Annotated in this window: 16 protein-coding genes and 6 pseudogenes; 10 read left to right on the top strand and 12 right to left on the bottom strand. The window is 60.9% G+C overall.

The features are described 5' to 3' along the window. Positions 1-156: 156 nt before the first annotated feature. Positions 157-462, bottom strand: coding sequence for an integrase core domain-containing protein (locus GA829_RS35875; protein WP_195180447.1), 306 nt, complete (start codon positions 460-462; stop codon positions 157-159). Positions 463-484: 22 nt separating this feature from the next. Here GA829_RS35875 and GA829_RS35870 point away from each other — a divergent pair. After that, a pseudogene (locus tag GA829_RS35870) lies at positions 485-1,889 on the top strand (IS30 family transposase). Here GA829_RS35870 and GA829_RS35865 read toward each other — a convergent pair. Then, a complete protein-coding gene (locus GA829_RS35865) occupies positions 1,845-2,429 on the bottom strand; it encodes an IS3 family transposase (RefSeq protein ID WP_258052485.1) in 585 nt (194 codons plus the stop codon). The pseudogene GA829_RS35870 and the gene GA829_RS35865 overlap by 45 nt on opposite strands. 139 nt (positions 2,430-2,568) lie before the next feature. Between GA829_RS35865 and GA829_RS35860 the strand changes: the two are divergent. The 3 genes and pseudogenes from GA829_RS35860 to GA829_RS35850 form a co-directional block, all read left to right on the top strand. Then, positions 2,569-2,880, top strand: a pseudogene (locus tag GA829_RS35860) (IS110 family transposase); the annotation flags it as partial. Positions 2,881-2,975: 95 nt separating this feature from the next. Beyond that, positions 2,976-4,532, top strand: a complete 1,557-nt coding sequence (locus GA829_RS35855; RefSeq protein ID WP_195180445.1) for an ISL3 family transposase — start codon at positions 2,976-2,978, stop codon at positions 4,530-4,532. Between the two features lie 77 nt (positions 4,533-4,609). Next, positions 4,610-5,362: pseudogene (locus GA829_RS35850) on the top strand (IS110 family RNA-guided transposase); the annotation flags it as partial. Between the two features lie 110 nt (positions 5,363-5,472). On the opposite strand, the gene GA829_RS35845 reads toward GA829_RS35850, so the two are convergent. Beyond that, positions 5,473-5,886, bottom strand: a complete 414-nt coding sequence (locus GA829_RS35845; RefSeq protein ID WP_258052475.1) for a transposase — start codon at positions 5,884-5,886, stop codon at positions 5,473-5,475. Here GA829_RS35845 and GA829_RS35840 point away from each other — a divergent pair. Next, the gene (locus tag GA829_RS35840) at positions 5,885-6,166 is read left to right on the top strand and encodes a hypothetical protein (RefSeq protein ID WP_195180516.1); all 282 of its coding nucleotides are present in this window, start codon (positions 5,885-5,887) and stop codon (positions 6,164-6,166) included. The two genes, GA829_RS35845 and GA829_RS35840, sit on opposite strands and share 2 nt — an antisense overlap. Positions 6,167-6,481: 315 nt before the next feature. Continuing rightward, positions 6,482-6,820, top strand: coding sequence for a hypothetical protein (locus GA829_RS35835; protein ID WP_195180444.1), 339 nt, complete (start codon positions 6,482-6,484; stop codon positions 6,818-6,820). Positions 6,821-7,032: 212 nt separating this feature from the next. On the opposite strand, the gene GA829_RS35830 is transcribed toward GA829_RS35835, so the two are convergent. From GA829_RS35830 to GA829_RS37830, 4 genes and pseudogenes are all read right to left on the bottom strand, one after another. Beyond that, positions 7,033-7,824, bottom strand: a complete 792-nt coding sequence (locus tag GA829_RS35830; RefSeq protein ID WP_195180443.1) for a PRC-barrel domain-containing protein — start codon at positions 7,822-7,824, stop codon at positions 7,033-7,035. A 55-nt stretch (positions 7,825-7,879) separates the two neighbouring features. Then, on the bottom strand, positions 7,880-8,152 hold the full coding sequence (locus GA829_RS37835; RefSeq protein WP_195180442.1) for a DUF768 domain-containing protein: 273 nt from the start codon (positions 8,150-8,152) through the stop codon (positions 7,880-7,882). Beyond that, a complete protein-coding gene (locus tag GA829_RS37190; RefSeq protein WP_258052474.1) occupies positions 8,149-8,559 on the bottom strand; it encodes a hypothetical protein in 411 nt (136 codons plus the stop codon). The genes GA829_RS37835 and GA829_RS37190 overlap by 4 nt, the downstream gene beginning before the upstream one ends. A gap of 337 nt (positions 8,560-8,896) precedes the next feature. Further along, positions 8,897-9,410 (bottom strand): annotated as a pseudogene (locus GA829_RS37830) (hypothetical protein). Positions 9,411-9,895: 485 nt separating this feature from the next. On the opposite strand from GA829_RS37830, the gene GA829_RS35815 reads away from it, so the two are divergent. Beyond that, positions 9,896-10,975 carry an IS110 family RNA-guided transposase gene (locus GA829_RS35815; RefSeq protein ID WP_195178185.1) on the top strand — a complete coding sequence of 360 codons (1,080 nt, stop codon included), beginning with the start codon at positions 9,896-9,898 and terminating at the stop codon, positions 10,973-10,975. A 16-nt stretch (positions 10,976-10,991) separates the two neighbouring features. Further along, a pseudogene (locus GA829_RS35810) lies at positions 10,992-11,273 on the top strand (IS3 family transposase); the annotation flags it as partial. A gap of 117 nt (positions 11,274-11,390) precedes the next feature. Here GA829_RS35810 and tnpB read toward each other — a convergent pair. Then, positions 11,391-11,717: an IS66 family insertion sequence element accessory protein TnpB gene (gene tnpB, locus GA829_RS35805; protein ID WP_374940460.1), complete on the bottom strand. Its 327-nt coding sequence runs from the start codon at positions 11,715-11,717 to the stop codon at positions 11,391-11,393. A gap of 26 nt (positions 11,718-11,743) precedes the next feature. Further along, a complete protein-coding gene (locus GA829_RS37825) occupies positions 11,744-12,073 on the bottom strand; it encodes a transposase (RefSeq protein WP_195180440.1) in 330 nt (109 codons plus the stop codon). A gap of 431 nt (positions 12,074-12,504) precedes the next feature. Here GA829_RS37825 and GA829_RS35795 point away from each other — a divergent pair. Next, positions 12,505-15,482, top strand: a pseudogene (locus GA829_RS35795) (Tn3 family transposase). Positions 15,483-15,502: 20 nt separating this feature from the next. Here the strand turns inward: GA829_RS35795 and GA829_RS35790 are convergent. The 3 genes from GA829_RS35790 to GA829_RS35780 all read right to left on the bottom strand — a co-directional run bounded on the left by GA829_RS35790 (position 15,503) and on the right by GA829_RS35780 (position 17,709). Further along, entirely contained in the window at positions 15,503-16,036 is a 534-nt protein-coding gene (locus GA829_RS35790) for a hypothetical protein (RefSeq protein WP_195180439.1), read from the bottom strand. 431 nt (positions 16,037-16,467) lie between these two features. Continuing rightward, a complete protein-coding gene (locus GA829_RS35785) occupies positions 16,468-17,178 on the bottom strand; it encodes a flavodoxin family protein (protein ID WP_195180438.1) in 711 nt (236 codons plus the stop codon). A 3-nt stretch (positions 17,179-17,181) separates the two neighbouring features. After that, entirely contained in the window at positions 17,182-17,709 is a 528-nt protein-coding gene (locus GA829_RS35780; protein ID WP_195180437.1) for a peroxiredoxin-like family protein, read from the bottom strand. A gap of 508 nt (positions 17,710-18,217) precedes the next feature. On the opposite strand from GA829_RS35780, the gene GA829_RS35775 reads away from it, so the two are divergent. Further along, positions 18,218-19,126, top strand: coding sequence for a tyrosine-type recombinase/integrase (locus GA829_RS35775; protein ID WP_195176217.1), 909 nt, complete (start codon positions 18,218-18,220; stop codon positions 19,124-19,126).

Below are 19,126 nucleotides of genomic sequence, written 5' to 3'. Positions count from 1 at the left end.
CCTAACAATACTGGCTTGAAGACAGGCAGCTTCGTCCGATCCGCAACAATCGGCCAACCAATTAACTGTCCGCTTCTAGGAGGCTGTTGATTTCCACCCAGAACTGAGCCGTGTGTGGAGTGAACCCCTGCGGCTGGACCAGGCTGTGCCGCCAAACTAAGCCGCCTTCTGGGCGAGTTGGATTTCGAATTCCTCTGGTGTTCGATAGCCAAGGGCTGAGTGCAGCCTCTTTGAGTTGTAGACCTCTTCGATGAACCTCGGCAATCGTTCGGCCACATCGGCAAAGCTGTCGTAGCCAGCCACATAGACGTCCTCGACCTTCAAGGTCTTCATGAAGCTCTCGGCCTGCGCATTGTGGTAGGGGTTGCCGATCGCGCTCATGGAGCCGCGCAGGCCTGCCACATCCAGCGCTCTCCGATAGGTCTCGGACGCGTATTGGGCGGATTCAACCGGTCGTCGCAACACCGCTTTCCCGGAGGTGAAATTGACGACAGGAAGACGAAAATCCGAACGCTCCATCCGGCGCAGATTATCCTCGCCAGGACGGCCGCCGGTCTGGCAACGTGAGAATCTGTGCCGATTCTGGCGGGGTATCGCGGCAGGTCTCCCCAGTGAGGAGGCCGCCGTCGAAGCAGGCGTCTCCGGCCCTGTCGGAAGCCGGTGGTTTCGGAGTTCCGGCGGAATGCCTCCCACACATCTCGCTCCCTCGTCACCAATGCTGGCGAGCCGCAACCTCTCGTTTGCGGAACGCGAGGAAATAGCCCTCGAATGCGCGAGGGGCACTGGCGTGCGCGCCATCGCGCGCAAGCTGGGGCGATCACCCAGCACAATCTTGCGTGAGATCAGGCGCAACTCAGCCACGCGAGGCGGTGACTTCGATTACCGGGCTCTCACCGCGCGGCATGCGGACCGTGCGGCACTGCGCCCGAAAACCAGCAAGCTGGCAGGCAATCCTGCCCTGCGCGACTACGTTCAGGACAGGCTCGCCGGCCTGATCGCCACACCAGAGGGCGTCGCCTTCGACGGACCTGTTGTGGTATGGAAAAAGCGGCGAGCCGTTCATCGGCAGAGCCGACGCTGGTCTTTGGCGTGGAGCCCGGAGCAGATAGCGCAACGCCTGAAGGTCGACTTCCCCCAGGATCTGACCATGCGCATCAGCCACGAAGCAAATCTACCAGGCACTCTACATCCAGGGGCGCGGCGCTCTGAGACGGGAGCTCTCGGCCTGCCTGCGCTCTGGCCGAGCATTGCGTTTACCCCGGGAACGTGCGCGGAACCGAGGTAAGTCCTTTATCGCGGACGCACTGATGATCAGCGACCGCCCGGCAGAGATCGGCGACAGGGCGGTGCCGGGCCACTGGGAGGGCGACCTAATTCTCGGCCTCGGAAGCTCGGCGATCGGCACCTTGGTCGAGCGCACTACGCGCTTCACAATGCTCTTGCATTTGCCACGCATGGAAGGCCACGGAAAGGATCAGTCGATCAAGAACGGTCCGGCTCTTGCCGGTCATGGTGCCGAAGCCGTCCGCGATGCCATATCAGGGAACATCATGGATCTGCCGACACATCTGCGACGATCCCTGACCTGGGATCAGGGCGCCGAGATGGCGCAGCACGCCCAGCTTCGGATCGACACTGGTCTTGAGGTCTACTTCTGCGACCCTCAGAGCCCTTGGCAGCGCGGCAGCAACGAAAACACAAATGGCCTGCTGCGACAGTACTTTGCGAAAGGCACGGATCTCAGCCAACATGGCGCCGTGGAGCTGAACGCCGTTGCCCATGCCCTGAATACGAGGCCACGCAAGACGCTCGGCTGGCGAACGCCTGCGGAGGCACTCGACCGGCTACTCAAACAGGATATGATCGAAAGTGTTGCGACGACCGGTTGAATCCGCCTTGGCACCACGGTCGGTGTGATGGATGAAGCCTGACAACGGCCTCCTGCTTGCCAGAGCGGAGCGCAAAGCTGCGAGCGCCAAAGGCGTGTCGAGTCGTCGAGACAAGGCGTAGCCGACAACCTTGGGGCTGCACGCATCGAGAATGACGGCAAGATAGCAGAAGCCGTTGGCAATTCGGATGTATGTGAAATCAGCAACCCAAACCATGTCAAGCCGATCCGGGATCACGTTGCGGTAGAGGTTCGGGTAGATCGGGGAATTGTGGCTGCTGTCGGTCGTGCGCACGTAACGCCTCCGCGGCTTGATTCCCAAGCCTGCCGCCCTCATCACCCTAGCTACGCGCTTGTGGTTGACGAGATGTCCGCGCCTGCGCAACTCGTGGGTCACGCGCCGATAGCCGCAGGGCAGTTCGTCCTTAATATCCTCGATGAGGGTGACAAATTCCGCGTCCGAGAGTTTGGTCGTTTTGGTTGTGGCGCGATAGTAGAAGGTGCTTCTCGGCAGATCGATCACTTCACATCCCCGTCTGATTGAGCACGCTGAGGCCGGTGACGATGAAGGACCTCTTGCTGTCGCCGACGGTCGGTTGGCGCGGTGTTTATGGAATGGCTCGCCCCTTTCCCTCGGCGCATGATTGCGTCGTCGATGAGGATGGCACGGAGGCGAGCCGATGAATGAGATCAGGGTTCTTGGTATCGATCTTGGAAAGGACGTTTGCAGCGTTGTCGGGCTGGACGAAGCCGGGAAAGTGCTGTTGCGGCGCCGGATGCGTCGGGACAGCGTGCTAAAGCTGGCGGCGGGAATGCCGGCCTGCGTGATGGCGATGGAAGCCTGTTGCGGTGCCCATCATCTCGGCCGGCAGCTTCGTGAGCAGGGCCACGATGTACGGCTGATGTCTCCCGAATATGTTCGTCCTTACGTGAAAGCGCAGAAGAACGACGATCGGGATGCGGATGTGTTTCGGCGTGGAATAAGGACCCCGTTTCAGGGGTGATCGGCGTCCAAAAAGGGCTCTGACTCACTTTTGATGACATTCGGGTTTGGTTGGTACCGATTTCAGACAGAGGAATCAGTGCTATGGGCCAGACCCTCCGACCATCGACCCTCGTCCCTCGCGGCTTTGTGGTCGATGATGCCGCCAGTGGCGCCGACGCGACGCTAATCACGGTCCGTCCTTTAAGCATCGCGAGCGCCTGTCCGGGCTGTGGAACGAGATCAGTGCGGATCCACAGCCGGTATCCGCGGCGTTTGGCGGATCTGCCCATGGCGGGCAAGCCTGTTCTGCTGGTCGTAATGGTACGCCGGTTCCACTGCGACGCGGTGCTTTGCGGTCGGCGAATCTTTGCCGAGCGCTTTGACGGGGACGTCCTCGCGCCATGGGCCCGACGAACCGCTCGCCTCGATGATATCGTCCACCATCTTGGGCTTGTTCTCGGCGGGCGTCCGGCAGCGAGCTTCGCCCAGAGGCTGATGCTGCCGGTGAGCAACGACACCCTGCTGCGTGTCGTGCGGCGGCGCGGCAGCCCGCGTTTTGTTCCGCCGACCATCATCGGGATCGACGACTGGGCTTGGCGACGCAACCAACGCTATGGGACCATCATCTGCGACCTGGAGCGACGCAAGACCATCGCATTGCTGCCTGACCGGGAGCCAGCGACGGCCCAGGCCTGGCTCTCCGATCAGCCTCAGATCAGCATTGTCGCGCGCGACCGCGGCGGCGGCTACGCGATGGCTGCAGCCAAGGCGCTGCCGAAGGCGACCCAGGTGGCCGACCGTTGGCACTTGATGGAGAACGCCAGCCGCGCCTTCGTCGACGCCGTGCGCAAATCCATGCGCCAGATTCGGACCGCGATCGGCGCCACCACGATCAATCTCGACCTGCTCACCGCCGCCGAGCGCATCCAATATGAGGGATATCTTCACCGCGAAGACACTAACGCCGCCATTCTCGGCCTGGCCAAGGCCGGAGTGACGATCAAGGAGATCGTTCGCCGGACCGGGTACAGCCGAGGTCTGGTTCGTCGCGTGCTGCGTGGTCAACGCTCGGATGTCTTCCGCGTCCGCGAGAGCTCGCTCGAACTGTACCTGCCATGGCTTGACGCCCAGTGGTCGGCCGGACAGCGGAACGGTGCCGAGCTGTGGCGACGGCTCGCGGTCCAAGGGTTCCGCGGCAGCCTTCGGGTTGTCACCGAGTGGACCACGCGCCGTCGGAAGGCGGAAAAGGTCGATGGCGCCGCCTTGAGCCGGGCGCCCTCGGCGCGGACCGTTGCGCGGCTTATGACCATCGGTCGCGATAACCTCTCCAAGTCCGAAACCGTCATTGTCGCGGCGATCGAGGGCGGCGTGCCCCAGCTGGTAGACGCCAGGGAAATCATCGCCGCCTTCCAGGCCATGATCCGCAAGAAGTCTCTCGTTGATCTTGAGCCATGGCTGGAGCAAGCTCGATCCGGCCTAGTCGCCCCCTTCGCCAACGGCGTCGTCAAGGACCGAGCGGCCGTGAGCGCGGCGATTACATCTCCCTGGTCCAATGGCCAAACCGAGGGGCAGATTACCAAACTCAAACTCGTGAAACGCCAAATGTACGGCCGAGGAAAGCTCGACCTACTCCAGGCCCGGGTCATTGGCGCTGCGTAGCACTAGTCACCACCAAAATTGCGTCAGAGCCCCTTTTGCGCGCCGATCCAGGGTCCCAATTGCGGGCCGATTGACATGCGGAGGCGATAGCGGAAGCCGCGACCCGCCCAACAATGCGCTTTGTCGATCTGAAGAGCGACGAGCAACTCGACATGCAGAGCCTGCACCGGGCTCGAGATCGGCTGGTTGGCGAGCGGACGACTCTGATCAACCAGCTTCGGGCGATTTTGCTCGAGCGGGGAATCATGCTTGCCAAGGGGCGGCGCAAGCTTGAACTTCGACTGGAACAGCTTCTCGCCGGAGAGATGGCGATCGGCCGTCGGATCCGGGTTCTGATCGAGGACATGCGAGCCGAGTGGCGCGCCCTCGATGCTCGCATCGTCTCCTTCGACGCGGAGTTCGCGGACCTCGCTCGCACGGATGCATCGATGAAGCTGCTCTCGACGATACCGGGGATCGGCCCATTGAATGCGACCGCGTTCGTAGCGTCGGTCGGAAAGGCCGAGACGTTTGGCCGGGGCCGTGACCTTGCGGCCTGGCTTGGACTCGTGCCTCGACAAATGACGACCGGAGGTAAGCCTAAGCTTCTGGGGATTAGCAAGCGCGGCAACGGCTATCTTCGTAGGATGCTGATCCATGGAGCACGAGCAGCGCTACCATCCCTTGCCAAAGGGAAGACGCTGTTGGGCGAATGGCTGCGAGGCCTGCTGTCGCGAACTCATATGAATACGGCTGTCGTCGCGCTGGCAGCGAAGATGGCCAGGATCATCTGGGCGGTGCTGAGAAGCGGGCGGCCCTTCCAGATGGCGGCGTTGCCGTCGGTCGGATAATCAGAGATCGGCCAGAAGGGAGACCTTCAGGCCGGCGTTGTCTGTGAGTGGACTGAAAAGATGGCCTGACAGTCGAACGGTGTGCCGACATCCTGACCAAAAAAATGGCGCTAGACGCCGACGTGTTTATGAGGATCGGTACGCGCGTAAGCTCCATCTTGGTCGGGGACGATCATCGCCCCGAGACCGGATACGTTGGCGCAGACTGAGATGCCGTCAAAAAGTCGCTTGCAGGCGGGGCGAGCCATACGTTTTTTGGCAAGGTCCAGTTCCATGGTGAGTTGGCCGACCTTGCGTTCGAGAGCTGCGATGCGCGCCTCGTATTCAGCAATGACGCTGGCCTCAGCCTCCTCGTCATTCAGTTCACCTCGGTCGAACTGGGTCAACCACAGCTGGATGAGGTTCGCCGAAACGCTATACATGCGCTGGGCATCGCGGCGCCCGATGACGCCACCACGGATGTCCTGGCAGAGCTGCAGTTTGAATTGCGTCGAGTGCCGACGATATGGACCTCGTGACTTCATGAGCCTTCTCCGTTCAAGGCCCATCGAACGTATCAGTTTTTTAGGCCCCCTGGTCCAGCCGCAGGGGTTCACTCCAAACCCGGCTCAGTTCTGGGTGGAAATCAACAGACCAAGTGTCTCGTCGGCCGGCGCCAAAGCTCCCATGCCCGGCGGGATATTCAAGGTGAAGACCTATCGCGAGCTACGCGACCGGGAAAGAGATAGACGCGTGCCGGTGCTTAAGATCGGGTCGCTGTATTTCATCTGGTGGCCCTCGCAGCAGCGCGCCAAAAAGGGGTAGCCAGTGAGCGTGCGGGGTTTGCTGTGCCGCGCACGAACGCTCAAATTCGACCCCAGAAACGCAAAAAGCCCGCCGGCCGGAGCCAGCGGGCTTGATTTTAGATGCCTCAGCTCACTTGATCCCAGAAACGATAACCAGGCCCGCTGTTACGGAGGCGAGCCTGTCTCGCTTGATCAGTGTCGGCCGTTCATACGCCTTTTTCATTTCATGCCCCTTCGCTTTTGCCTCAGCAGGAAAATGCCTTGCGCCAGGAGCGGTTGTCAATCGGCACGACAGTCCGTGATATGCTTAACGGCCCTCGCAACTTCATCAAGCATGCAGATCGAGACCCGCATGGTCCTACCCGACATTACCGAGGAGGACTGCGACAGCGCACTGATGTTCGCCTGTATTGACTACATGATGGCGTCGGGACGGACCCCGTACATCATCCGGATGTTCGTCGCTTGGTACGCAGCCATCAACCCGAAGACCGGCGCCTTTTACCGCCTAGAGGCAGAAATCATCTTTCCAAATATCGTAGGACTGCCGCGGAAAGATCAGAAAGCGGTGGCACGATCAGTCGCCCGGGAGTGGGGTAAATTGGAAATAATGCCTCATCCGACAAACGACCTGACCGACAACTGGACCAAACTAAGGAACGCGCTCCGGTAACTTTGCCAAAATAGGCTGCCCCCGGCAGCAGGGATCGGTCGAGACTTACGTGCGGCGCGCCAACCACTACAAAGATCATGCGGGGAATGATTGTTGTAAAGATACAGCGCCCGCAGCTATCGTCCGCGGCAACATTGCCGTTGGGCGGCTCGAAGCCCGTGAAGCCGTGGGGCAGCGTGTAGGGGGAAGTGCCTTCCCCGGATTACCGCCGGTCACTTCACGCCGGAATCCTTCGGCTTGGCACCCTTGCCATAGCGGGCAGGATCCGGGTTCAGGCTCTGGAAGATCGCGTCGTTGGTGGCGCGCCACTTTTCGTCCGCCAGCCACAGATATTCCTGGTCGGGCATCAGCGGCACCATCTTGACCTGCGCGCTGGTAATTCGAAGATAGAAGCTGTTGCGGGCCTCGTTCACCTGTAGGTAGCGCAGCGGAACCACGATGCTGTCCTTGCCCGCGATGAAGAAACCGGCGGATGCGACCACAGCGTAGTCCCAGCGGTCCTTGGTGCCTATCACGACATTGCGGACCTCGCCGACGATCTTGTCGTCCGAGCTGCGAACCTCAGCACCGACGATCTCGTCGACGCGCAAGCCCGGGCCGAGATCGTCGATGTCAATGAGGGGGCGCGCGTCCGGCGCGTTGCGATTGCCCTGGATCTCACCGCCTTCGTGGCTCTGCGGTTCGCTGGCGGCAAGCTGCTGGTCGGCTTCGTCCTCGTCATTGTCGCCGAGCTGGCCCATCGAGGGCGACGCAATCAATTCACGGATGTTGGCCAGCACCCGCTCGCAATCGTCGTGCAAGCCGTAGGACCACAGGATGAACGCCGCGTCGCGCAACTTGCGCAGGTCGCGCACGAGATAGCGGTTCTCGGGTTTGCGCAATTCGGGGCTCTTGAGCACTGCCTCTTCGAGCTTGGCATCTGAAATGTTGCAGACGGCAAACGCCGGGCTGACGCCGAGCGCGCAGAAAAGCGCCAGGGGCGCTGCAATCTTTGCAAAATTCATAGGGAGTCCGTTCGTAGTGGAGGATTCGATTAAACGTAATCTACTGTCGCCCATCCTATACTAGACGGCGGCACACACGCCAGTAGAGGTCGCCTTGATACGTGCGTTCAATCGGCCAAGCCCGCATTGCGGTGCACGTGGCATCGAAGATCATCTGATAGAGACTGCCGACGTCTTCCTCGATTTCGGTACTGTCGATCCCGACGACACAAGCATCGTCGAATAGAGCCTCAGCCAACTCCGCAACTGAGATGACGTCGGCCCCAACGGTCCTAGGGACCTTGGAGCGGATCCATTGATCGACGAAGTTTGTACCGCGCGTGCTCATTTCAGCAAAAACCATACAATCACAAGTGCAACTGCAAGGATCATGATCGCGGCAGCGACCATAGCGCCTTTGGGTTTGGGCGCAGGCATGAAACGTTTTGGCTTGTCAGAGTTGACCATACTTCTGAAGTTCCAATCAGCGGTTGTGTTCCAAACTATCTGTCTTCCTCCCGGAAATCCTGCAGCGAAGCGTCGCAGATCCTCCTCCCCGCGCAGATGCTTCACGCGACCAATGAGGCCTGGCTTCACCCATTGCGTCGCCGGCCGCTTCATGCCCATTGGCGCCGGACCGGCGTGCTCCTGGACGCGCTTCCATAGCCGCTCGCGGATGGCTCGGCTTGGATTGATGAAGGCCGAGCCAACATACTTGCCTGTCGCGCGATCGGCCATCAGGGCAAAGGCCGGCAAGCCGGCCTCACGCTCGATGCCTATGAGTTCGTATTCCTCGATCGCGTAGCTCTTGATCAGTCAGTTGGTCGAACGGCTACCCCAGTGTTAGCTTGTCTTTGCGGCGGATACCTAGTTGGCAAGGCCTTCGTCGCTGTCACCCCAGCACTCCAAATGCGGAAGTAGCGCCGGCCACCCTCAATCAAATTTGATCAAACGTCGCATCAGCGCCCAACCTTGGAAAGGCGAAACGGTTCCGCTCGGTGCGCTGGAAAAAAGCCCGCTGCCGTGCGAGGCAGCGGTCCTGTAATCGCGCGAGGCTCTGAGAGTTTCGTCAGGCCTCGCGAATGACTGCCCCTTAACGCCTGGAGATCAACAGGCACAGCTGGCGCAAATCTCGGTCATAGGACCTGAATTGCTGAGGACATCCGCGCAACGCTTCTTCATCCTCGCGACCTGGCTGTCCGACATTTGAGCCACGGCGCCCGGAAGACTTGGATTTGCCGGTTACTCGGATTGGTAGGGTTGGACGGGTTTGCAGGATTGACGCCACCAATATTGACGCCGACACCCACACCGACGCCGGTAGTTCCGCCTACGGTAGCGCCAAGGCCAGCATTTACACCGTTCGTGCCGCCGATGCTTGCTCCGGCGCCTGCGTTGACACCATTGGCGCCTCCCACAGACGCCCCAGCGCCCGCGCTCACGCCATTAGATCCACCGATTGAAGCACCGGCGCCAGCGTTGACACCGCCAGAGCCGCCGATGGATGCGCCGGCTCCTAGGCCAGCTGCATAGATTGGAAGTGCAAATGCTATTGCAAAAGCAGTGCACGCCAAAGTCTTCGCGACAATGCTAACCATCGACTTCATGACATCCTCCGATTGGGTTTCTATCGCAGCCACACGTCATGGCTGTTGTCGGGATAACGGAAGAGACATTGGAAAGTTCTTTAATGGCTGGCTTAACCAGCTCGGATAGCTTCCCTGCACTTATCTGATGTCGTGTTGCAGGCGTTGCTCATGGCGGTATGGCGGCGAAAGCCGAAGGGCAAGGTCCTGGTCCACTCCGACAGTCAGAAGATGGTCGCCAGTTCCCGGGCGGTTTGTCTCAAACACTGATCGACCGCGGTAGACTGGCGCCGCAAGGTGCCTCGGTGCGGCCTGACCCGCACTCCGATCGACCGACGTGTCTTTCCCTGGACCTGTCGGCCGCCCGGGAACACCTCGCGGTGAGGCTTTGCCTCGGCCATTGCCTGTGACCCGAGAAGGGCCTGACCGAACCGGTCTCGTGACTGTCCTGTCCAAGCATTGGATCGTGGGTGAGCCATGGGTTTTGGCAACCACGGAGGTGAACGATGGACGGAAACGACAAGGCGGCGCATAGCATCACGGGCGGCGTCGACACCCACAAGGACCTGCATGTTGCGGCGGTCGTTGACGACTGCGACCGGGTTCTCGATACCCGCAGCTTCGCGACCACCCGGCACGGTTATCGTCAGATGTTGGCATGGATGCGCTCGTTCGGTGAGCTTCAGCGTATCGGCATCGAGTCGACGGGCAGTTATGGCGCGGGCCTTCTGCGCTACATGCAAACCGCCGGGATAGAGGTCCTGGAGGTCACGGCACCTGACCGTCAAGATCGTCGCAAACGCGGAAAGAATGACGATCTGGATGCCCAAAGCGCCGCCCATGCTGCCTTTGCGGGGCAGCGGACCGTTACCCCGCGAAGCCGGGATGGAATGGTGGAATCTCTCAGAGTTCTAAAGGCTTGCCGGAAAACAGCGGTGAATGCCCGGCGGATCGCCCTGCAGATGATCCAGAACACGATCATCGCCGCGCCGGACGCGCTGCGCGACCAACTCCGGGGAATGACGCGGATGCAACTGATCCGCACCCTCGCCGCCTGGCGCCCGGATCTGACGGCTTATCGCGACATCGAGGCCGCGTATCGCATCTGCCTCAAATCGCTCGCGCGGCGCTACCTTGAGCTGCACGATGAAACCGCTGATCTCGACATGATGATCGAAGCGATCGTAAATGATCTCGCCCCGGAACTGATCGCGCAGAACTCCATCGGCCACAACAGTGCCGCCCAGCTGCTGCTGACGGCTGGCGATAATCCCGAGCGGCTCAAGTCCGAAGCCAGCTTCGCGGCACTCTGCGGCGTTAGCCCCGTCCCGGCATCATCGGGAAAGACGGTGCGACACCGTCTCAACCGTGGCGGAGATCGCGCCGCCAACAGCGCGCTGCACATCATCGCGATCGGCCGCCTCAGGACCGACGAAAGGACAAAAGCCTACGTCTCGCGCCGCGTCGCCGAAGGTCATTCGAAACTGGAAGCCATCCGCATGGTAAAACGCTACGTCGCACGAGAAGTCTTCGGCATAATTATGCGGCGCCAGAAAGACATTAACCGAACGCGCATCGCCGCTTGACAAACAGAAGGGCGTCCAGGGCTCCCAGTTCACCAGCATGGACTGGGCAGCGTTCCTGAAGCACCACAATCTTGAGCACTCGATGAGCCGGCGTGGGAACTGCCACGACAATGCAGTGGCCGAGAGCTTCTTCAACTTCTCAAGCGCCGAGCGAATACGGCGCCGAACCTATCGAACACGCGAGGAGGCAAGACAGGACGTGTTCGACTACATCGAGATGTTCTACAACCCGAAACGAAAGCACGTCAGAAACGGGATGCTGTCACCCGTCGAGTTCGAACGGCAGCAGGACACGTAACCCGAAGGCGTCCACGAAACTCGGGGCTATTCAGTCTGAGGCTCGGCCGGGTTGCTGACAAGACCGATTCAATCATGCATTCCAATGCTTTGCCAGCGTCTCTGGCCGCCCATGGGATTAACTTGCCGCGACCGGCGCGCGCGTCTCGCGGGCGTCATGCACGCGCCGCCAGTCCAACCCTTCCAGGAGCGCCTGCAATTGCGCCGCCGACAACCTCACCACGCCATCGGTGATGGCAGGCCAGCAGAACTTCCCGTCCTCCAGACGCTTCGCCAGCAGGCACACGCCGGTGCTGTCGAAGTACACCAGCTTGACCCGGTCGGCGCGCTTGGCCCTGAAGACGTAGACCGCGCCAGAGAACGGATCGGCGCCCATCGTCTCGCGCACCAGCGCCGCCAGGCCTTCGGCCCCCTTGCGGAAGTCCACCGGCTTCGTCGCGACCATCACCTTGACCACACCCGTCGGCCCGATCACGACGGCGCCTTCAGCGCACGGATCACCGCCGCCACCGTCCTGGCGTCGGCGCCACGACCTACCCGCATGGCGACAACGTCAATCGCCAACTCGATCACTCCGGTTTCTCGCGCGGCCTTCCGCTTCCGTGTCGATCTCGCACGCTTCAACGCCGGTTCGGGCTCAGGTGACGCGGCCACTGCTGGAACAAACATTGGCTCCGGTGCCGGCGCATTCGCCAACGGCACCCGCGCGGACCGGCGCCAGGCGAACAGCTGCTGCGGGGACAATGCATGTCGCCGAGCCACCTCGCTGACGGTCTCGCCAGCATCGTAGCTTTCCGCCACGATCCGCGCTGTCCCGGCACCACCTTTCGCGCATGGTCGTGAGCGACGATGCTCGGAGCCAGCGCTCACGCTCAAGCGATGGAATGCGATCTGAAGCCCAGCTGAAATGTTCGAGATGCTGCGGCAATAAGGTGGGGCTGATCTATGCACTGCATACCAGCCGCACGCCTACGGCAAGACGAACGGCGCATAACCGATCAGTTCCAGCACATGATAGACCGCGATCCCCCATAACAGCGACAGGGCAATGCGGGGTCAGAACAAGAGCAGTGTGAAATCGTACGCTAAGGTCGAACGGAACATGTACTGTCTCGGATCTCGGATGGCGGCCTCCGATCTCTGTGGATTGGCACCGTTAGGCACCAGTTTTCGTTTCTTCGTCCGTCCGACTCGACAACGCTCTGGGCAGATTGGTCGTGGGGGGTTGGGCGATGGCAAAACGGAAGCTTCTCAAAGTTCATGATCGACAGAAGATTTTCGAAATACCAGCCGACGAGGATAGCCTGATCCGGCACTATTCGTTGTCACCGGCGGATCGTCTGGAGATTGAGCTACGGAGGCGTAAGCATAATCGGCTTGGTTTTGCCGTGCAGCTATGTCTGATGCGATATCCTTGCCGAGTGCTGGGAGCAGAAGAGACCCCGCCCCGCGCCATGCTTCGATATGTTGCTGACCAAATCGGCGCCGACCCAGAAGCATTTGCGCTTTATGCACGCCGTGAAGAAACCCGGCGCGATCACGCGGCGCGCCTCATGGTGTATCTGAATACGAGAAGCGCGACGGCGCAAGATCGTCGAGCCGCGCTATTGGCTGCGATTCAATCGGCCACGATGTCCGACGACGGTGCTGCGATAGCCAGTTCCATTGTCACCACATTCCATGAACGTGGATCTCTTCTGCCGGCAATCGACACGATCGAACGGATCGGTCTTGCCGGCCGCGCTATAGCTCGCCGTCGGGCGGAGAGAACTCTCTGATTGAAGACATCCCGTTCGATACGCTTCAATCATTGGACAAGCTATTGGAGGTTGACCCGGCTATCGGCCAGACGCGCTTTCATTGGCTGCGGTCGGCGCCAGAAGCGCCGGGTGCGTCGAACCTGGTCGGGCTGACCGAACGGATTGGTTTCCTGCGCAAGCTAAAAATCGATCCGAAACTGCAGGCGCGTGTATCATCGGGACGTTGGGACCAGATGATCCGCGAGGGCAACGCCACGCCGGCATGGCTGGCCAACGACTTCAATGCGAGTCGCCGGCACGCTTTGATCGTGGCGCAGGTCATCAAGCTCAGCCAGAAGCTCACGGACGATGCAGTGTCGATGCTCGTCAAGCTGATGGGTCGGCTGTTCTCGCAAGCCAATAACCGCAAGAAGCAGCGACACATGGACTGCAGGCCGGCTACAGGCAAGGCGCTGCGTATGTTCCTCGACACGATCACAGCCCTGCAGTCCGCCAACGATCATGGCCGGAACGCATTGGAGGTTCTCGATCAGGAAGTTGGATGGCACCGGCTGCTCCGGATGAAGCCTGAGCTTGAATCGATGGTCGAGGACAACGAGGCGTCGCCATTGACTTTGGCGGCCGAGCAATATGCGACCGTCAACAAGTATGTTGGTGCGTTCCTGCAAGCGTTCACGTTCCGCTCAGCGCGCCGCCACGATCCGCTTCTTGCGGCGATTGCGTTGCTGAGACGGCTCTACCTGGAGAAGCGTCGGGCGCTTCCGGAGCGCATCCCAATCACCCACCTCAGCCAAGCTGATCGAAGGCTCATCCTCGGGCAGGGGAAGCCCGATCGCCGTCTCTATGAGATTGCAACGCTCGCGGCTTTGCGGGACCGGCTTAGATCTGCGGACGTTTGGGTCGATGGCAGCCGATCCTTCCGGCCGATCGACGAGCATCTGATGCCGCGGTCGACATTCACCACGATGAAGGAGGAGGATCGGCTCGGACTAGGCGTCCAAAGTGACGGTGCGCAGTGGCTTGCCGAAGCGCGGCAGATGCTCGACTTCAACCTGAAGCGCCTGGCGCACAGAGCACGATCCGGAAAGCTCGAAGGTGTTCGGCTTGAAGCCGGGACCTTGATCGTCACTCCAGTCGCCGGCGAGGTTCCGCTGCAGCCGAGGAATTGGATGCAGAGATCAGCGATATGTATCCAATGGTTGAAGTTCCCGACCTGTTGAGGGAAGTGCACGATTGGACCGGCTTTGCGGATTGCTTCACGCACGTTCGCACGGGTGATACTCCGAGGAATGTCTCGGCCATGCTGGCTGGCGTGCTGGCCGATGCGACCAACCTCGGTCCGAAACGGATGGCGAGCGCATCCAAGGGCATCAGTGCTCACCAGATCGGCTGGATGCGCTCGTTCCACGCCCGGTCGGAGACCTATCGCGCAGCGCAAGCGTGCATCACCGATGCGCACACTCGTCACCCGCATGCCCGACTTTGGGGTAATGGAACGACCGCGTCATCCGACGGGCAGTTCTTTCGCGCGAGCGATAGAGCGGCGAAGCGCGGCGATGTCAATCTGCACTACGGCAGCGAAGCCGGGCTCAAAATTCTATAGCCATCTGTCAGATCAGTACGGCTACTTCAGCATCTTGCCGATCAGCCCGACCGAAAGCGAGGCAGCCTATGTGCTTGACGGGTTGTTCGATCAGGACACGATCCTCGACATCCAGGAACACTTCACCGATACGGGCGGTGCAAGCGACCATGTCTTCGGACTGTTCGCCTTGATCGGCGAACGCTTTGCGCCTCGGCTGCGCAATCTCAAAGATCGGAAATTCCACACATTCGAGAAAGGCGATGCATATCCCGCGCTGTCGAACCACATCGGGGCGCCGATCAACGCCGCCCTGATCCTCGATCACTGGGATGATCTGCTTCATCTGGCGGCGTCGATCACCACCCGTGCCGTTGTGCCCTCGACGATCTTGAAGAAGCTCTCGGCAACACCGAAGGAAAGCCAACTGGCCAAGGCTCTTCGGGAACTCGGCCACATCGAGCGGTCGCTCTTCATGATCGAATGGTACTCGAGCCCGACGTTGCGTCGGCGCTGCCAAGCCGGCCTCAACAAGGGCGAGGCAGCGCACAAACTCAAACGCGCCGTTTTCTTCCACGAGCGTGGTGAAATCCGCGACCGATCGTTCGAAAGCCAGGCCTTCCGCGCCTCCGGTCTGAACCTCGTCGTCAGTGCGATTGTCCACTGGAACACGGTCTATATCGAACGAGCCGTTACCCACTTACGCAACACGCGTCGCGAGATTCCGCATCACCTGCTCAAGCACATCTCACCGCTGAGCTGGGAGCACATCAATCTGACAGGCATTTACACTTGGGATAGCGAGCAGCATCTGTTGGAAGGTTTCCGGTCGCTTCGCCTTCCAGCTGGGCTGCGGCGGGCTGCCTAGAGTTCCCGCTTCGTTCGCCCTTAGCGTACGATTTCGCACCGCTCTTGTTCCGACCCCGATATGCGGGGTTTCGACCACGGCGATCTGCCGGCGCCCGTCGCCCCGAAAATCCGCGATTCCGGCAAGCGAAAGCCAGCGATTCGCCAGCCTGACCGGCGCGGTCGCGGCCCGCTCTTTGAGCTTGCCATCAACCATGTGGTAGGCCGCCACGGCAGCGCCTGCCGAAACGTCGGTGCGATGGCAACGACTTCATTGTGGCCATCACCGTCTAGATCCGCCAGGCGAGCCGTAATGTCCTCGAATACCTGAGTTTGCGGCACAACAAGCTCATCGCGACGGCCCCCTTCATCGATCGCGATGAGGCTTCCTGCTTCGATCGCATCGCCCAGAACGCCATGCGCGTAACGAATGGTCGGGCGTCCATACCAGGCTCTGACGGCACCTGCGCCCGCGGCCTCGGCGCCGCCTGCATCTGGCGGACGATCTTGAGCGGCCGCCGCCGAACAGATCAACAAGAGCACAGCAAGTATCGTGGCCTTCTTCAGACTCATCATCGCTTAAGGATCTGCCGGCCGCGCAAAGCCCGTGTGACTATCCGTGCGTCGATCATTCCGCATAACCCTCCAAGTGTGTTCGGTTTGCCACTTTGGCAGAATGGCAAGCCATGCGGCATGGCTATAGATCGACTGGGGGAGCGGTTGGCGATATTTGTCACCGGGATAGTTACCGGTCTCCTGCCGCCGAAGCCCAGAGCGCGCTCGGCTGTGCGACGCAGTCTTCGGCCAGGGCGAGGGATCTCGTTTGTCAACGGGACACCTCGAAGGCCCTTTTTCAGATCTCTTTGAGCAGTTCAGACTTTGCGCAGTTTTCGCGGCATACATCGCGGGCTAATCTCAGTAGGACGCCGATTTCTTCCCACAAGTAACCGTTTCCCTTGACACGGGCGCGTTGGAAAGCGGCCCCCGGTTGAAGTTGGGGTCTTGCTTCACCCATCAGGATGATCGAAATGATCGCCCGCCTTCCAAGCCTCGGGCTGGTTCCCATGCGCGGGAATGCCGCCGGCGTCCTTCAGCATCCGGGCCATGTGCATAAGGTTCCAGCTCATGAAGGCGGTATTGCGCTTGGTGAACTCATTGTCGAGGCCGGCTCCGCCGTCGCCATAGGAAGAGCCGGGGCCCGCCTCGCCAATCCAGCCGCAGTCGGCCTGCGGCGGTATCGTATAGCCGATGTGCTGCAGCGCGTAGAGCACGGTCATCGAGCAGTGCTTTATGCCGTCCTCGTTGCCAGTCACGATGCAGCCGCCGGCTTTGCCGTAATAGACATACTGACCATTTTCGTTCGTTTGACCACTGTGCGCGTAGAGCCGTTCAATGATTACACGACAAACCGATGATTCCTCGCCTAGCCAGATGGGTGTCCCAATCACCAGAATGTCCGCTGCATTGACTTTCGGCCAAATATGTTCCGGCCATTCATCGGTCTCCCAGCCTTCTTTGCGCATGTCTGGCTGAATGCCGGATGCGATCGAATGGTCGACTGCACGAAGATATTCCACGTTCACGCCATTGGCTTCCATGACCGCCATCGACTTGCGCATGATCAATTCGGTGTGGGAGTTTTTTGGCGAACGCGTCAGCGTGGTGTTTATGAACAGCGCTTTGAGATCGGAGAAGCTCTTCTGATTTTGATCTGCCACTGTTCAGGCCGCCAGCGTGCCGCGCGCCGGGTAGCTCTTCTCGACGACGAAATCGAGACCCTTCAAAAGATCGTCCAGACGCGGCCGCGCGAAGGGCACGCTCTGGTGAAACAGCGCATAGATCGTCCCGTCGGGATAGACGATGGCGATGCCGGGCTCGGCAAACCGATCCGGCTCGCTGTCCTTCTCTTTCTGGGAAATGAACAGGCCCCAGGCCCGGGCGTCTGCCTCGGAAAGGGCGTATCCCACCTTGAGACCCGCGATCTTCCACCCCTCGGCTTGGCGCCCGGCCCGTTCTTCTGAATCCATTGAAGCTGCCAGCACCTTGATGCCGCGCTTTTCAAATTCGTCGACACGCGCCGCCAGTTCTTCCGTCTGCGTCTTGCAAATCGGGCAATGCACGCCGCGATAGAAGAACACGATCGTGAACTGATCCGGGTGCTCGGCCGCCAGATCGATCGTTCCACCGCAGATGGCAGGCAGCGAGAGGGCCGGAGCCGGCGATCCGGGCAATGAGTGGTGTTGTGACATGAAAATTCCTTGCTTGTTTGAGTGTCAGAGCCCGATCGACGTATCTGCAGATCGGGCTCTGTGTAGACCGATGGGTCGCGACCGGACCGTCTACGCGGTCAATGCTCCATCGCGCGACATGGGATGCTGGGCCGCATAAACGCCGCCCAGAACCGTGCCGTAGATAACGTGTAGTACCAGCAATTGTGCTGTGCGCGCAGCAGGTCGCGCTTCCAGTCGGCGCGCAGGGCAAACAGCGCGTGTCCGCTGCCGACGACCTTTCCCAGTGGTGGGGAACAATGCGGGACCGCCGGACAGATCGCAGGCGAAGGTAATTGTCATCCCAATTGTTCCCCGGCACCGGATGCCGCGCATCGAAGGCACCCGAAGCTCTTCACGGAGAACGAACCCGCTGCGCGGGAGGGCGCCTGCGGTTGAGGTAGGGGTGATGGGCCGGCCGTCGCGCTCGCGTTGAGCGTCGTCCAGCAACGGCAGAAGATGACGGGCTTCTTCAACAAGGAGCCCGACCATGCCCCATCCCCTTCTCGATGCACCCATCAGCCCGCTGCGCCAGCGGCTGATCGACGACATGAACATGCGGCGTTTCTCACGCGAGACGCAGCGCAACTATCTCCGCGATATCGGACGCCTGGCGACATTCCTTGGGCGTTCGCCAAACACGGCGACAGCCGACGACCTACGTCGGTTCCAGATCGAGCAGCAGGAAGACGGCGTTCCCGTGCCGACGATGAACAGCATCGTGTCGGCGCTGCGCTTCTTCTTCACCCAAACGCTCGACCGCCCGGACCTGGCGCGCCGGCTCGTCCGGCTGTCGCATCCGCGCAACCTGCCCGTGGTGCTCAGCCGCGACGAGGTGGCCCGGCTGCTCAACGCCACCACGTGTCTCAAGCACCAGGCCGCATTGTCGGTCGCCTATGGTGCGGGCTTGCGCGTCGCGGAGGTGTCGATGCTGAAGGTCGCCGACGTCGACAGCGAGCGCATGCTGCTGCGCGTCGAGCGCGGCAAGGGCGGGCGGTATCGCAATGCCATGCTCTCTGCCGATCTACTCACTCTGCTGCGTCAGTGGTGGAAGGTTGGGCGGCAGCAGGGCGTGATGCATCGCGACGGCTGGCTGTTCCCTGGGCAGCACGCGATGAAGCCGATCAGCACGCGACAGCTCTATCGCATCGTCGTCGAGGCAGCGCAGGCCGCCGACATCGCCAAGCGGGTCGGGCCGCACACGCTGCGTCACAGCTTCGCGACCCACCTGCTGGAGGACGGCACCGATATCCGGATCATCCAGGTTCTGCTCGGGCACGCCAAGCTGAACACCACCGCTCTCTACGCCAAGGTCGCGACCCGCACGGTGCGTGCCGTGACGAGCCCGCTCGACAAGCTCGGCCTGTTCAAGCCGGAAGAGATCTCACCCGACGGCTGA

The organism is Mesorhizobium sp. INR15, assembly GCF_015500075.1.
Taxonomy (GTDB): Bacteria; Pseudomonadota; Alphaproteobacteria; order Rhizobiales; family Rhizobiaceae; genus Mesorhizobium.
Note: the sequence above shows the minus strand (reverse complement) of the source record. Positions and strands in the feature narration are given on the sequence as shown.

Bases quoted from the DNA above. Each gene is read 5' to 3' on its own strand.
- GA829_RS35815 (WP_195178185.1), top strand. From the start codon at position 9,896: ATGGACGGAAACGACAAGGCGGCGCATAGCATCACGGGCGGCGTCGAC.
- GA829_RS35790 (WP_195180439.1), bottom strand. From the start codon at position 16,036: ATGATGAGTCTGAAGAAGGCCACGATACTTGCTGTGCTCTTGTTGATC.
- tnpB (WP_374940460.1), bottom strand. From the start codon at position 11,717: ATGGTCGCGACGAAGCCGGTGGACTTCCGCAAGGGGGCCGAAGGCCTG.
- GA829_RS35840 (WP_195180516.1), top strand. From the start codon at position 5,885: ATGAGCCTTCTCCGTTCAAGGCCCATCGAACGTATCAGTTTTTTAGGC.
- GA829_RS35845 (WP_258052475.1), bottom strand. From the start codon at position 5,886: ATGAAGTCACGAGGTCCATATCGTCGGCACTCGACGCAATTCAAACTG.
- GA829_RS35775 (WP_195176217.1), top strand. From the start codon at position 18,218: ATGCCCCATCCCCTTCTCGATGCACCCATCAGCCCGCTGCGCCAGCGG.
- GA829_RS37835 (WP_195180442.1), bottom strand. From the start codon at position 8,152: ATGAGCACGCGCGGTACAAACTTCGTCGATCAATGGATCCGCTCCAAG.
- GA829_RS35855 (WP_195180445.1), top strand. From the start codon at position 2,976: ATGGGCCAGACCCTCCGACCATCGACCCTCGTCCCTCGCGGCTTTGTG.
- GA829_RS35780 (WP_195180437.1), bottom strand. From the start codon at position 17,709: ATGTCACAACACCACTCATTGCCCGGATCGCCGGCTCCGGCCCTCTCG.
- GA829_RS35830 (WP_195180443.1), bottom strand. From the start codon at position 7,824: ATGAATTTTGCAAAGATTGCAGCGCCCCTGGCGCTTTTCTGCGCGCTC.
- GA829_RS35835 (WP_195180444.1), top strand. From the start codon at position 6,482: ATGCAGATCGAGACCCGCATGGTCCTACCCGACATTACCGAGGAGGAC.